Origin of the sequence: Caulobacter segnis (assembly GCF_003243465.1) — a bacterium.
GTDB lineage: Bacteria > Pseudomonadota > Alphaproteobacteria > Caulobacterales > Caulobacteraceae > Caulobacter > Caulobacter segnis_A.
The window spans coordinates 1-12,610 of sequence record NZ_QFQZ01000104.1; the positions used below are offsets into that span (position 1 = coordinate 1).

The 12,610-nt window shown below is 67.2% G+C and carries 12 protein-coding genes; 11 read left to right on the plus strand and 1 reads right to left on the minus strand.

All coding sequences use genetic code 11. The annotated features are described in order from the left end of the window. Positions 1 to 35: 35 nt before the first annotated feature. From DI526_RS21330 to DI526_RS21375, 10 genes are all read left to right on the plus strand, one after another. Positions 36 to 1,973 (plus strand): S9 family peptidase, encoded by a 1,938-nt coding sequence (locus DI526_RS21330; protein ID WP_304282355.1) that lies wholly within the window; start codon positions 36 to 38, stop codon positions 1,971 to 1,973. An 84-nt stretch (positions 1,974 to 2,057) separates the two neighbouring features. Next, positions 2,058 to 4,079 (plus strand): S9 family peptidase, encoded by a 2,022-nt coding sequence (locus DI526_RS21335; RefSeq protein ID WP_304282378.1) that lies wholly within the window; start codon positions 2,058 to 2,060, stop codon positions 4,077 to 4,079. Beyond that, a complete protein-coding gene (locus tag DI526_RS21340) occupies positions 4,042 to 5,322 on the plus strand; it encodes an MFS transporter (RefSeq protein WP_304282381.1) in 1,281 nt (426 codons plus the stop codon). The genes DI526_RS21335 and DI526_RS21340 overlap by 38 nt, the downstream gene beginning before the upstream one ends. 120 nt (positions 5,323 to 5,442) lie before the next feature. Then, positions 5,443 to 5,643 carry a 50S ribosomal protein L35 gene (gene rpmI / locus DI526_RS21345; protein ID WP_004625088.1) on the plus strand — a complete coding sequence of 67 codons (201 nt, stop codon included), beginning with the start codon at positions 5,443 to 5,445 and terminating at the stop codon, positions 5,641 to 5,643. 15 nt (positions 5,644 to 5,658) lie between these two features. After that, positions 5,659 to 6,015, plus strand: a complete 357-nt coding sequence (gene rplT, locus DI526_RS21350; RefSeq protein ID WP_004625089.1) for a 50S ribosomal protein L20 — start codon at positions 5,659 to 5,661, stop codon at positions 6,013 to 6,015. A gap of 246 nt (positions 6,016 to 6,261) precedes the next feature. Next, on the plus strand, positions 6,262 to 7,335 hold the full coding sequence (gene pheS, locus DI526_RS21355; protein ID WP_304282363.1) for a phenylalanine--tRNA ligase subunit alpha: 1,074 nt from the start codon (positions 6,262 to 6,264) through the stop codon (positions 7,333 to 7,335). 123 nt (positions 7,336 to 7,458) lie between these two features. Further along, positions 7,459 to 9,894, plus strand: coding sequence for a phenylalanine--tRNA ligase subunit beta (gene pheT / locus DI526_RS21360; protein ID WP_304282366.1), 2,436 nt, complete (start codon positions 7,459 to 7,461; stop codon positions 9,892 to 9,894). Positions 9,895 to 10,186: 292 nt separating this feature from the next. Then, positions 10,187 to 10,336 (plus strand): hypothetical protein, encoded by a 150-nt coding sequence (locus DI526_RS21365; RefSeq protein ID WP_106907222.1) that lies wholly within the window; start codon positions 10,187 to 10,189, stop codon positions 10,334 to 10,336. A gap of 129 nt (positions 10,337 to 10,465) precedes the next feature. Next, positions 10,466 to 10,768, plus strand: coding sequence for a hypothetical protein (locus tag DI526_RS21370; protein ID WP_013080318.1), 303 nt, complete (start codon positions 10,466 to 10,468; stop codon positions 10,766 to 10,768). Then, positions 10,747 to 11,025: a hypothetical protein gene (locus DI526_RS21375; RefSeq protein WP_304282371.1), complete on the plus strand. Its 279-nt coding sequence runs from the start codon at positions 10,747 to 10,749 to the stop codon at positions 11,023 to 11,025. Before DI526_RS21370 ends, DI526_RS21375 begins: the two co-directional genes overlap by 22 nt. 3 nt (positions 11,026 to 11,028) lie before the next feature. On the opposite strand, the gene hmpA is transcribed toward DI526_RS21375, so the two are convergent. Continuing rightward, positions 11,029 to 12,231 (minus strand): NO-inducible flavohemoprotein, encoded by a 1,203-nt coding sequence (hmpA, locus tag DI526_RS21380; protein ID WP_304282373.1) that lies wholly within the window; start codon positions 12,229 to 12,231, stop codon positions 11,029 to 11,031. 137 nt (positions 12,232 to 12,368) lie between these two features. Here hmpA and DI526_RS21385 point away from each other — a divergent pair. Next, positions 12,369 to 12,610 (plus strand): Rrf2 family transcriptional regulator (locus tag DI526_RS21385; protein ID WP_304282375.1); only part of this gene is annotated, 242 nt, incomplete at its 3' end.

Genomic DNA, 12,610 nt, shown 5'->3' on the forward strand with positions numbered 1-12,610 from the left:
CATGGTAGATTGCGATGGGGTTGGGGGAGTTCATCTTGATCAAGTTGTCACTGGCCGCAAGCGCGGCCTGCTTTGCTCTATGGTCTAGCGCAGCGCTCGGCGCGGAGAAGCCAGATTTGGCGCTTTACGGGAGACTGCCCCACTTTGAAGGCGTAACGATCTCGCCCGATGGCTCGAAACTGGCGCTGATCCTGACCGACGGAGAAGAACGCGTTCTAGCTGTCCGTAAATTGGACGGCGAGATGCTGGGCGGCGTAAGAGCGTCCAAGGCCAAGCTTCGCGGCGTTCTGTGGGCCGGCGAAGATCATGTGGTCATGCTCTCCTCGCAGACGGCGGACGTCCACGGCCTGGAAGGCCCGGCGCGCGAGTACCTGATGGCCGTGGATTTCAACCTGCTCACGCGCAAGCAGACCTTGCTGCTGCGGTCGCAGGAGAACTCGATGAACGTGGTCCTCGACTGGCCCATGATCCGGGTGATCGACGGCCAAGCGATCGCGTTCGTGGAAGGCGTCCACTTCATGGAGAACCAAGGCGTCGATACGCTCTTCCGGATCAATCTCAAGGATGGCGCCACGCGTATGCTGGATGGCGGCGCGCGAATGAACGCTGATGGCTGGCTGGTCGATGCCGCAGGCGAGCCGGTCGCACAGTCGCTTTACGACGGCAAAAAAGGCCGCTGGAGCCTGCGGATGAAGATCGCCTCCACCTGGAAGACGATCGACGAGGCGGACTCACCCATGGGCTCCTACGGCCTCTCGGGATTTGGCCGCGACGGTAAGTCGGTGCTGGTTTGGCGCACCGACGACAAGAACAACAGCATCCTCAGAGAGTACCGAGGACCTGACGACTACGAAGATCTGCCCGGCGATCTCGACCTCACCGGCCTTCTCCACGATCCCGATAACCTGAGCCTACTTGGCGGCTATACGCTGAAGGGCGATGACCTCGTCTACACCTTCTTTGATCCTACCAGCCAGAAAGCCTGGAATTCGGTGACCAAGGCCTTCGAGGGCGACCGAGTCAGCTTGGAATCCTGGTCGAAGAACCGGCGACGCGTGGTCGTCCTGGTGGACTCCGCCGTGGACGGTCCCGCCTATGCGCTGATCGACCTGGACACAAAGAAGGCTTCCTGGCTCGGCGTCGTCTACAGGGACCTTGGCGCCGAAGCGGTCTCGCCCGTCCGGTCGATCAAGTACAAGGCCGCCGACGGTCTCGAGATCACCGGCTACCTGACCCTGCCCAAGGGGCGCGATCCTAAGAACCTGCCGCTGATCGTGCTGCCGCATGGCGGACCGGAAGGACGCGACACGCCCGGCTTCGACTGGTGGAGCCAGGCCCTGGCCTCGCGCGGCTACGCGGTGCTGCAGCCGAACTTCCGCGGCTCGGAAGGTTTCGGCTGGGACTTCGTCAAGGCGGGGTTCGGCGAGTGGGGCAAGAAGATGCAGACCGACCTCTCCGACGGCGTTCGGGACCTGGCCAAGCAAGGGATCATCGATCCCAAGCGCGTCTGCATCGTCGGCGCCTCCTACGGCGGCTACGCCGCGCTGGCCGGCGCCACCCTCGACCGCGGCGTCTATCGCTGCGCCGTCTCGGTCGCCGGTCCCTCCGACCTCAAGAAGATGCTGCTCTCGGTGCGCGAGGCGCATAACGGCGAGATGTCCGCCGCCCAACGCTACTGGCTTCGCTTCATGGGGGCGGAGGGGATCAAGGATCCCGATCTGGCCGCCCTTTCGCCCGCCCGGCTCGCCGACAAGGTCGAGATCCCCGTGCTGCTGATCCATGGCAAGGACGACACGGTCGTGCGCTACGACCAGAGCCAGGCCATGGCCGACGCCCTGAAGAAGGCCGGAAAGCCCGTGGCCTTCGTCACCCTGGAGAGCGAGGACCATTGGCTGTCGCGCGGCGCCACACGTCTGAAGATGCTGACCGAGACCGTGGCCTTCGTCGAAAAGCACAACCCGCCCGATCCGTAAGGCAGCCAGCGGCCTGTAACAGCGATGGACAAGTACTCCCCCTAGGGTAGAGTTCCGGTACGGGTGAGGAGAATGTTCATGCGTATGCCTCTGCTCGCGCTCTGTTCGCTCCTGCTGCTTGTCGGCGCCGGAGCGAACGCATCGCCCAAGCCAGACCTTCGTCTGTACGGCGCGCTTCCGATGGTGGAGGACGTTCAGATCTCGCCGGACGGCTCGAAGTTGGCCGTGATCACCACCGACGGCGACAATCGTTATCTGACCGTGCGAAAGACGCTGGGCGGCGGGATAGCCGGCGTGATGGTGGGAACCCACAAGCTTCGCAGCGTGACCTGGGCCGGCGAAGACCATGTGCTGATGCTGTCGTCGATGGCTACCTCGGGCGCGGGCTTCAAGGGTCCGGCGAGAGAATACTTCACGCTGAGCGACTTCGACCTCAGGGCGAACCGCCAGCGCGCCCTGATCGAAGACCGCCCCCAGGCCATGAACATCGTGGTCGGCCCGCCGCAGGTGCGCATGATCAAGGGCGACCCTGTCGTGTTCCTGGAAGGCGTACACTTCCTGCGCGGCGTCGGCGCCGACACCCTGTTCAGCATAAACCTTCGTACGCGCGCCACCCGCATGCTGGACCACGGCGTGCGCTACGACGCCGACGCGTGGCTGGTGGATGCGAAAGGCGAGCCCTTCGCCCAAAGTGTCTATGATCGGCGGTCAGGCCAATGGAGCCTTTTGATGAAGGTCGGCTCCAATTGGAAGACCGTCGAAAAGGCCAGCGCCCCCATGGGCTCCTATGGCGTCGCTGGATTGGGACGCGACGGCCAGTCCGCCCTTGTGTGGCGCCGGGGAGATCAGCAGGTTCTGACGGAGTATCGCCCGAACGCGCCGCCGGAAATCCTGCCCGACGACATGGTCTACGGCGGCCTGCTTTATGATCCCGTCAGCCAGAGGCTGCTGGGCGGTTATGGGCACGAGGGCGAAGATCTCGTCTATCGCTTCTTCGACGCCGAGGATCAGCGCGCCTGGCTGGCCGTCACCAAGCCGTTCAAGGAGGATCGGGTCACCCTGCAGTCCTGGTCAAACGATCGCCGACGCCTGGTGGTGCGCGTCGACTCGCCGACGCAGGGCCTGAACTTCTACTTCGTCGACCTGGCGACGCGTCACGCCTTGCCGCTCGGTCCCGTCCACAAGGGCCTTGGCCCCACCGAGATTTCACCGGTGCGGACCATCCGCTACGACGCGGCGGACGGCCTGAGGATCAACGCCTATCTGACGCTTCCCAAGGAGCGCGAACCGAAGAACCTGCCGTTGATCGTGCTGCCGCATGGGGGCCCCGAGGGCCGCGACACGCCAGGCTTCGACTGGTGGAGCCAGGCCCTGGCGTCCCGCGGCTACGCCGTGCTGCGCCCGAACTTCCGCGGCTCGGATGGCTATGGCCTGGACTTCATCCGCGCGGGCTTTGACCAGTGGGGCCGCAAGATGCAGACGGACCTGTCGGACGGCGTCCGCGCCCTCGCCAGTCAAGGCGTGATCGATCCCAAGCGCGTCTGCATCGTCGGCGCATCCTATGGCGGCTACGCCGCCTTGGCGGGCGCGACTTTGGAGACGGGCGTCTATCGCTGCGCGGTTTCGGTGGCGGGGCCGTCGGACTTGAAGCGGATCGAACAGGCGATCGTCCGCCCTGGGCGTTCCTGCCAAGTCCAGTTTGGCTCCACGGATCCCTGCTCCGTCGAGGGCGCGGGCCCCGTCAAACTCGACCGGCTGCTGCGCGCCGATCCGGACGTCCGCGATCTAAAGGCCGTCACCTCGCCTCGCTACTGGCTGAGGTTCATGGGGCTGGGCGGCGAAAAGCAGCCGGACCTCGACGCGATCTCCCCTGTGACCCAGGCGGCCAAGGCCGGCATCCCGATCCTGCTGGTCCACGGCGAACAGGACACCGTCGTGCCCATCGCGCAGAGCCAGATCATGGCCGAGGCGTTGCGAAAGGCCGGAAAGCCCGTCGAGCTGGTGACCCTGAAGGACGAGGACCACTGGCTGTCCAGCGGCGCCACACGCTTGCAGATGCTGACCGAGACTGTCGCCTTCCTCGAAAAGCACAACCCGCCGGAGTGACCAGAACGGCGGTCGCCAAGCCGGACGTTCGGCGTTAAACCCCGCCGCGATGTCCGATACCGCTCACAGCCCCCGCGCCCTGGCCGTCCTGCTCCTGGTCGTGTTCGTCAATCTGGTGGGCTTTGGCGTGGTCATTCCGCTGCTGCCCTTTTACGCCAAGGCGATGAACGCCGCGCCGTGGCAGGTGACGACCATGTTCGCCGCCTACAGCCTGGGACAGTTCTTCGGCGAGCCGTTCTGGGGCCGGCTGTCGGACCGGATCGGACGGCGGCCGGTGCTGATCGTCACGATCCTGGCCAACACCCTGGCCTATGTCGGACTGGCCTTCGCGCCGAACATCTGGATCGCCATGGTCGTGCGCCTGGTCGGGGGCTTCGGCGGCGGCAATATCTCGACGATTCAGGGCTACATGGCCGACGTCACCCCGTCCGAGAAGCGCGCGGCGCGCCTGGGCCTGCTGGGGTCGGCCTTCGGCGCGGGCTTCGTGCTAGGGCCGTTCATCGGCGGCGTGCTGGCCCATCCCAACGCTGGCCAGCTGGGCTTCCAGATCCCGCTGTTCTTCGCCGCCGGCATGGCCGCGCTCGCCGCCCTGGGCATCTTCCTGTTCGTCGCGGAGAGCCGGGCGCCCTCGGCGCCGGGCGCGCCCCAGCCTGGCCGTCGCGAGGCGATGAGCGCGGCCTGGTCGCACCCGATCCTGTCGCGCGTGCTTCTGGTCACGCTCGTCTCCACCGGCGCGTTCGCGGGCATGGAGTCGATCTTCGGCCTCTGGGCCAACGTCCGCTTCGCCTGGGGACCGCGCGAGGTGGGGCTGTGCTTCGCCGTGATCGGGGTGATCGCCTCGCTCGGCCAGGGCGTGCTGACCGGCCGCCTCGCCCGCCGCTTCGGCGAGTCGCGGGTGCTGACGGCCGGGCTGGCCATCATCACCTTCAGCCTGTTCGCGACCCCCTTCGCGCCGCACGCCAGCCTGGCCACCGTCGCGGTGGGCCTCACCGCCTTCGGCCAGTCCCTGGTGTTCCCGTGCGTCGCCGCCCTGATCTCCCGCGCCAGCCCGCCGGATCGCCAGGGCCAGATGCTGGGCTTGAACATGGCGGCGGGGTCTCTGGCCCGGATCGTGGGGCCGCTGCTGGCCGGTCCGCTGTTCGGGCTTGCGACGGGAGGTCCCTACTGGTTCGGCGCGGCGCTGATGATTCCCGCCGTCGCCCTGGCGCTGACGATCGTCCGACGCACCAAGGCCGCCGCCTAAATGCTTGCCAGAGCCGAGTCTTTCCTGTAGCAACGCCGCCTTTCCGGAACCGCCTGGCCATTGGCATGCCATGGCGGTTCGTCATGCTTCCAGAGGACGGGGCGAAAGCTCCGACGCGAAATGCCGAAGTTGAAGACGAAGTCGGGCGCCAAAAAGCGCTTCAAACTGACCGCCACGGGCAAGCTGAAGGCCGGCGTCGCCGGAAAGCGCCACCGCCTGATCGGTCACAATGGCAAGTACATCCGCCAGCAGCGCGGCACGAAGGTCATGACCGAGGCTGACGCCAAGATCATCAAGACCTACCTGCCCTACGGCCTGTAAGAGGAGCGCTGACACATGGCTCGCGTTAAACGGGGCGTCGTCGCCCACGCCAAGCACAAGAAGGTTCTCGAGCAAGCCAAGGGCTTCTACGGGCGCCGCAAGAACACCATCCGTACGGCGAAGGCCGCGGTCGACAAGGCCGGCCAGTACGCCTACCGCGACCGCAAGGTGCGCAAGCGCGCCTTCCGTTCGCTGTGGATCCAGCGCATCAACGCTGGCGCCCGTCTGGAAGGCTTCACCTACTCGCAATTTATCCACGGCCTGGACGTGGCGGGTATCGTGATCGACCGTAAGGTCCTCGCCGACATCGCCGGCGCCGATCCGGTTGCGTTCAAGGCCATCGCCGACAAGGTTCGCGCCGCCCTGGCCTAAGGTCTTTTCGGGTTTCGACCTGACCGATCTTGCAAAGCCCTCTGGCGCGAGCCAGAGGGCTTTTTGCTGTCCGAAACCCTTCTCCCCTTGTGGGAGAAGGTGGCCCGAAGGGCCGGATGAGGGGTTGAAAAGCCCTTCCGGACAGTTTTGAGAGACCCCTCACCCGTCGGGCTTCGCCCGCCTGCCCTCTCCCGCAAGGGGAGAGGGTTTCGGCGGAGCCCAAAACCGCCTAGACGGATGCCCGTCATGACCGATCTCAACACCCTCGAAGCCGACGTGCTGGCCCAGGTGGCCGCCGCTGGCGATCTTTCGACGCTCGACGCTGTCCGCGTGGCGGCCGTCGGCAAGACCGGCTCGATCTCGGGCCTCCTGAAAACCCTGGGCGCGATGAGCCCCGAGGAGCGCAAGACCCAGGGCGCGGCGATCAACGCCCTGCGCGACAAGGTCACCGAGGCCATCGCCGTCAAGAAGGCCGCCCTGGAGGCCGCCGAGCTGGACGCGCGCCTGGCCAGCGAGACGCTGGACCTGTCGCTGCCCGCGCCCTACCGCCGCAAGGGCAGCGTCCACCCGACCATGCAGACCATGGACGAGATCGTCGCGGTCTTCGCCGAGATGGGTTTCGCGGTCGCCGAAGGTCCGGACATCGAGGACGACTTCCACAACTTCACGGCCCTGAACTTCCCCGAGAAGCACCCGGCCCGCGAGATGCACGACACCTTCTTCTTCAACACGAAGGAGTCGGGCGAGCGCATGCTGCTGCGCACCCACACCAGCCCGGTCCAAGTCAGGACCATGGTCTCGCAGAAGCCGCCGATCCGGATCATCGCACCGGGCCGCACCTATCGCGTGGACAATGACGCCACCCACACGCCGGTGTTCCACCAGGTGGAAGGGCTCGTGATCGACAAGGGCGTCCACATGGGCCACCTGAAGTGGACCCTGGAGACCTTCCTGGCGCGGTTCTTCGAGACCGACGCGGTCACGACCCAGTTCCGCCCGCACCACTTCCCGTTCACCGAGCCGTCGGCCGAGATGGACGTCCAGTGCGACCGCTCGGGCGGCGAGATCAAGATCGGCCAGGGCACGAGCTGGCTCGAGATCCTGGGCTGCGGGATGGTTCACCCGAACGTCCTGCGCGCCTGCGGCATCGATCCGGACGAGTATCAGGGCTTCGCCTTCGGCATGGGCGTCGATCGCCTGGGCATGCTGAAATACGGCATGCCGGACCTGCGCGACATGTGGTCGTCGGACGTCCGCTGGCTGTCGCACTACGGCTTCAGCGCGTTCGCCGCGCCGAACCCGGCCAGCGGCCTGAGCTAGACAAGAACCCTCCCCTCCTCCTTGCGGGGAGGGGCCGGGGGTGGGGGTGAGACACCGCCGCCTCCGAGCAAACACACCCACCCCAACCCCTCCCCGCAAGGGGGATGGGCTTGGAGAACGAAAATGAAATTCACCCTGTCCTGGCTCAAGGATCACCTTGAGACCACCGCCACCGTCCCCGAGATCGTCGCGGCCATGACCATGGCCGGGCTCGAGGTCGAGCACGTCGCCGATCCGGCCACCAAGCTGAAGCCCTTCACGGTCTGCAAGATCGTCGAGGCCGCGCGCCACCCGAACGCCGACCGCCTGCAGGTCTGCCAGGTCGACACCGTCGACGGCCGCAAGGAGATCGTCTGCGGCGCGCCGAACGCCCGCGCGGGCCTGACCACCATCTACGCTCCGATCGGCGCCTATGTGCCGGGCCTGGGCGTGACCCTGGTCGAGAAGCCGGTGCGCGGCGTCGTCTCGAACGGCATGCTCTGCTCGGCCGCCGAGCTGGAATACGCCACCGAGAGCGACGGCATCATGGAGCTGCCCGACAGCCTCGCGGTCGGCACGCCGGCCGTCGACGCGCTCGGCCTGGAAGCCGTCATCGACTTCGAGGTCACTCCCAACCGCCCCGACTGGCTGGGCGTCGCCGGCATCGCCCGCGACCTGGCCGCCGCGGGCGTCGGCACACTGAAGGATCTGTCGATCGCGCCGGTCGCCGGGACCTTCCCCTGCCCGATCACCGTCAAGGTCGACGGCGAGGCCTGCCCGGTGTTCGCCGGGCGCCTGATCAAGGGCGTCAAGAACGGCCCCTCGCCCAAGTGGCTGCAGGACCGGCTGACCGCCATCGGCCTGCGTCCGATCAACGCCCTCGTGGACGTCACCAACCTGATCTCCTACGACCGCGCCCGGCCGCTGCACGTCTATGACGCGGCCAAGCTGGTCGGCGCGACGATCGAGGCCCGCCTGGGCCGCGGCAAGGCCGAGGTCACCCCCGGCGACCAGCCCTCGCCCGCCGAGCATCACGACGAGCAACTGATCGCCCTGGATGGCAAGACCTACGACATCACGCCCGAAATGTGCGTGATCGCCGACGCCGAGGGCAATCGCCCGATCGGCCTGGGCGGCGTCATGGGCGGCGAGAGCACCGGCTGCTCGGACGAGACGGTCGAAGTCTTTGTCGAGAGCGCCTGGTTCGAGCCGATCCGCATCGCCCAGACCGGCCGCGCCACCGGCATCAACAGCGACGCCCAGTACCGCTTCGCCCGCACGGTCGACACCGGCTCGGTCGAGCCGGGCCTGCACCTGGCCACCAAGCTGATCCTCGAACTCTGCGGCGGCGAGCCTTCGCAGATCTTCGTCGCCGGCGAGGCCCCGGCCGCGCCGAAGGGCTTCGCCTTCGATCCGGTCTATGTCGAGCAGCTGTCAGGCCTGTCGGTCTCGGCCGACCGCGCGCGCCAGATCCTGGTCGCCCTGGGCTTCGACGTGAAGGACGGCTCGCCCTGGACCGTCACCCCGCCGACCTTCCGCCGCGACGTGGAAGGCAAGGCCGACCTCGTCGAGGAAATCGCCCGCATCGCCGGTTACGGCGCCCTGCCCTCGACGCCGCTGCCGGAAGTTCCGCGCGCCGTGGGCGGCGTCCTGACCGCCAAGCAGGCCCGCGCCCGCACGGCCCGCCGGGCGCTCGCCGCCGCCGGCTACGCCGAGGCCGTGACCTACAGCTTCACCAGCCGCAAGACCGCCGAGTTGTTCGGCGGCGGCCAGGCCGAGCTGGTGCTGGCCAATCCGATCGCCTCCGAGCTGGACTGCATGCGCCCGTCGCTGCTGCCCAACCTGATCGAGGCCGCCGGCCGCAACGCCCGCCAGGGCTTCCCGGACGCGGCCCTGTTCGAGATCGGCCCGACCTTCCACGGCGACAAGCCGGCCGACCAGCGCACCGTCGTCTCGGCGATCCTGGTTCCGAAGGCCCCGCGCGGCTGGGACAAGGCGGCGCAAGGCGATGTCTTCACGATCAAGGCCGACCTGCTGGCCCTGCTGGAGGAGCTGGGCGCGCCCGTCGGCTCGCTGCAGACCGCGCAAGGCTCGGCCTCGTCCTGGTGGCACCCGGGCCGCTCGGCGCGCCTGCAGCTGGGCCCCAAGGCGGTCATGGCCGAGTTCGGCGAGATCCACCCGGCGGTGCTCAAGACCTTGGACGTGCCCGGCCCGGTCTACGGCTTCGAGATCACCCTGGAGGCGATCCCCGAGCCGAAAAAGAAGTCGGTCAAGACGCGGCCGGCCTTCTCGCCCTCGGCCCTGATGCCGCTCACCCGCGACTTCGCCTTCCTGGTCGAGAAGGCCAAGGCCGCCGGCGATCTCGTCAAGGCCGCCGCCGGCGCCGACAAGGCGCTGATCACCGCCGCGCGCGTGTTCGACGTCTATGAGGGCCCCGGCGTGCCGGAAGGCTTCAAGTCGGTCGCGATCGAGATCGTGGTCCAGCCCCGCGACGCCACCCTCACCGACGCCGAGATCGAGGCCCTGTCGGCCAAGGTCGTGGCGGCGGCCGAGAAGGCCGGCGGGAAGCTGAGGTCGTAATCTCCTTCTCCCCTGCGGGAGAAGGTGGCAGCCGTAGGCTGACGGATGAGGGGTCTCTCAGGCGGCCCCTTTTTCGTTGGATAGGGTGATCAACCCCTCATCCGGCGCTGCGCGCCACCTTCTCCCGCAAGGGGAGAAGGATTTCGATCTGCTGACTTTCCAGGCGCCAAGCCTCGCCGCAGGCAAAACCCGCCCTCCCCCGCGACCGAAGGTCCCTGGTTCGGGCAGGCCCTTGCGCGGTGGCGAATGTCACGCTACCTGTAACAAGCGCTCACTGGACTCATCGCTCCACATGCAATCGACCTTCGCCTTCGCCGCTTTCGTGACCACCGGCCTCGCCGCCGTGGCCGCGATGTCGTGCGCGGTGTCGATGTGGAACATGATTAACCAGATTAAAACCGTGCGAGTTCGAACGGGGCAAAATCGGCGCAAGCAGCGGTAGGGAACGACCTACCAAAACCAAAGCCGAAGGATCGCAAGATCTCCAAAAAAGCCCCGCTCACCCGAGCGGGGCTTTTTTGTTGCGCGGTTCCTCGGTCCTCCAAGTCTCTCAGATCCAAGGACCACTCCAATGAGCTACCTGCCCTCTCCACCCGCCTTCCACAGCGACGCCGACGGCGTCACCGTGCACCAGTTGCTGCTGGCCGCGCAGGACGCGCCCAGCGCGCTCGACGCCGTTCGCCAAGGGCTGGCCGACAGCGGCGCCGAACTGTGCGGCCTGACCCTGAAGCCCGTCGGCCAGATCGTCGAAGCCTCGCTGCGCGTCCGCCATCTGGGCGACCAGGCCGCGCGGCTGCTTGCCCGCGACCTCGCCGCCTGGCCCGGCGTGAGCTCGGCCTCGGTCGAGCACCAGTGGGTCCGTCCGTGCGCGTAGGTCTTTCGAAACGGGAAGACGACAAACGCCGCCTCTTCCTCGTCACCGCCGAGGACACGCCCGACGCACTGATCCGCGTCCTGGGCGTGGCCTCGGTCCAGCAGGCGCGGCTGCGCGCCCTGTCCGCCGTTCCCGAGGGCCAGCACATGGCCATTCGGCTCGAGATCGACGACCAGGGCGACGCCCGCGCCGAAGCCCTGGCGTCGCGCCTGGCCGCCTGTCCGGCCGTGCGCGGCGTCGGGTTCGGCTGGCGGTAGTCGCTAGGCCGCCAGAAGTTCGTCGGTGGGACCGAAGAACTCGTACTTGATGCGGTCGGGCGAGACGCCGGCCGCGGCCAGGCCGCTCACCAAAGCCCGCAGGAAGGGGCGCGGACCGCACAGATAGAAGTCGGCGGCGTCGAACGGCGTGTTGGCCTTCAGCCACGCCACATCGATCAGGCCTTCCACATCGTGGGTCACGCCCACGGCGTCGCTGGGCAGGGGCGCGCTGTAGAAGGTGGCCACGCGCGTGCGACCATGCTTGTCGGCCAGCTTGCGGACATTATCGGCCATCGCGTGAACCCGGCTGTTGAGCGCGCCGTGCACGAAATGCGCCTCAAGCTCCGGATGGTCCTTGGCGATCGCCTCCAGCATGGCGACCATCGGCGTCAGGCCAACGCCGCCGCTGAGCAGCACCACCGGACGATCCGTCGCCGCCAGGTGGAAGTCGCCGGCCGGCGGCGTCGCCTCGACGATGTCGCCCTCCGCCACGACGTCATGCAGGAACACCGAGCCGAAGCCATCGGCCTCGCGCTTGACCGAGATGCGGTAGCTCTCGCCGTTCGGCGCGGCCGAGATCGAATAGTTCCGCTTCACGCCCTTCTCCGTCGGCGTGTCGAACTGGAAGGTCAGGTACTGGCCCGGCCGGTGGGCGACGACGGGACCGCCGTCCCGCGGACGCAGGATGAACGAGGTGATGATGTCGCTTTCGCGGATCTTCTTCTCGACGACAAACGCCCGCCAGCCGATCCAGCCGCCGGTCTCTTCGGCCGCGGCGTCGCGGATCGACGCTTCCCGCCCCTTCAGGATGTCGGCCAGGAACCAGTAGGCTTCGCCCCAAGCTCCCAGGATGTCCTCGTTGGCGGCCTCGCCCAGCACGTCGACCAGCGCGCCGAGCAGGGCCGTGGCCACGGCGTCGTAGTGCTGAGGCAGGATGTGGTAGGCGACGTGCTTCTGGGCGATGCGCTCGACCGCGCCGGCCAGCACGCCGAGATTGTCGATGTTCTGGGCGTAGGCGAGCACAGCGCCCGCCAAGGCCTTCTGCTGCGCGCCGGTCGCCTGGTTGGCGTGGTTGAACAGGCTGGCGATCGCCGGATCCTGGAACAGGCGCGCATACATCGCGCGGGTGATCGCCTCGCCGTGGACGGCCAGGACAGGAGCCGTCGCCTTCACGACCGCGATCGTCTTTTCGCTAAGCTGAGTCATTGGAGCCCCTCCAAAAGATGCATAATCGGCGCATCTATACGAGAGAACATCGATACGCAAGATTAAATGTATTTTATCTGCATGTTTCAAATCGCCGCGCTCGACGGATTGGCCTCTAGGCTGCTAAGCCGGATGCAATGCGCCTGACCCGGTACACCGATTACGCCCTTCGCGTGCTTTTGCAGCTGACCGTCCAGGACGAGCGGCTGGTGTCGATCGGCGAAATTTCTCGGGCATACTCCATTTCGCAGAACCACCTGATGAAGGTGGTGCAGGACCTCAGCCGCGCGGGGTTCGTCACCGCCGTGCGCGGTCGAAACGGCGGTTTGCGCCTGGGTCGCCGCCCGGAGGAGATCCGGATCGGCGACGTCGTCCGCCA

What these genes read in the sequence shown, in the direction of transcription:
- DI526_RS21335 (WP_304282378.1), top strand. Translation starts at nt 2,058, where the DNA reads ATGCCTCTGCTCGCGCTCTGTTCGCTCCTGCTGCTTGTCGGCGCCGGA.
- rpmI (WP_004625088.1), top strand. Translation starts at nt 5,443, where the DNA reads ATGCCGAAGTTGAAGACGAAGTCGGGCGCCAAAAAGCGCTTCAAACTG.
- rplT (WP_004625089.1), top strand. Translation starts at nt 5,659, where the DNA reads ATGGCTCGCGTTAAACGGGGCGTCGTCGCCCACGCCAAGCACAAGAAG.
- pheS (WP_304282363.1), top strand. Translation starts at nt 6,262, where the DNA reads ATGACCGATCTCAACACCCTCGAAGCCGACGTGCTGGCCCAGGTGGCC.
- pheT (WP_304282366.1), top strand. Translation starts at nt 7,459, where the DNA reads ATGAAATTCACCCTGTCCTGGCTCAAGGATCACCTTGAGACCACCGCC.
- DI526_RS21365 (WP_106907222.1), top strand. Translation starts at nt 10,187, where the DNA reads ATGCAATCGACCTTCGCCTTCGCCGCTTTCGTGACCACCGGCCTCGCC.
- DI526_RS21370 (WP_013080318.1), top strand. Translation starts at nt 10,466, where the DNA reads ATGAGCTACCTGCCCTCTCCACCCGCCTTCCACAGCGACGCCGACGGC.
- hmpA (WP_304282373.1), bottom strand. Translation starts at nt 12,231, where the DNA reads ATGACTCAGCTTAGCGAAAAGACGATCGCGGTCGTGAAGGCGACGGCT.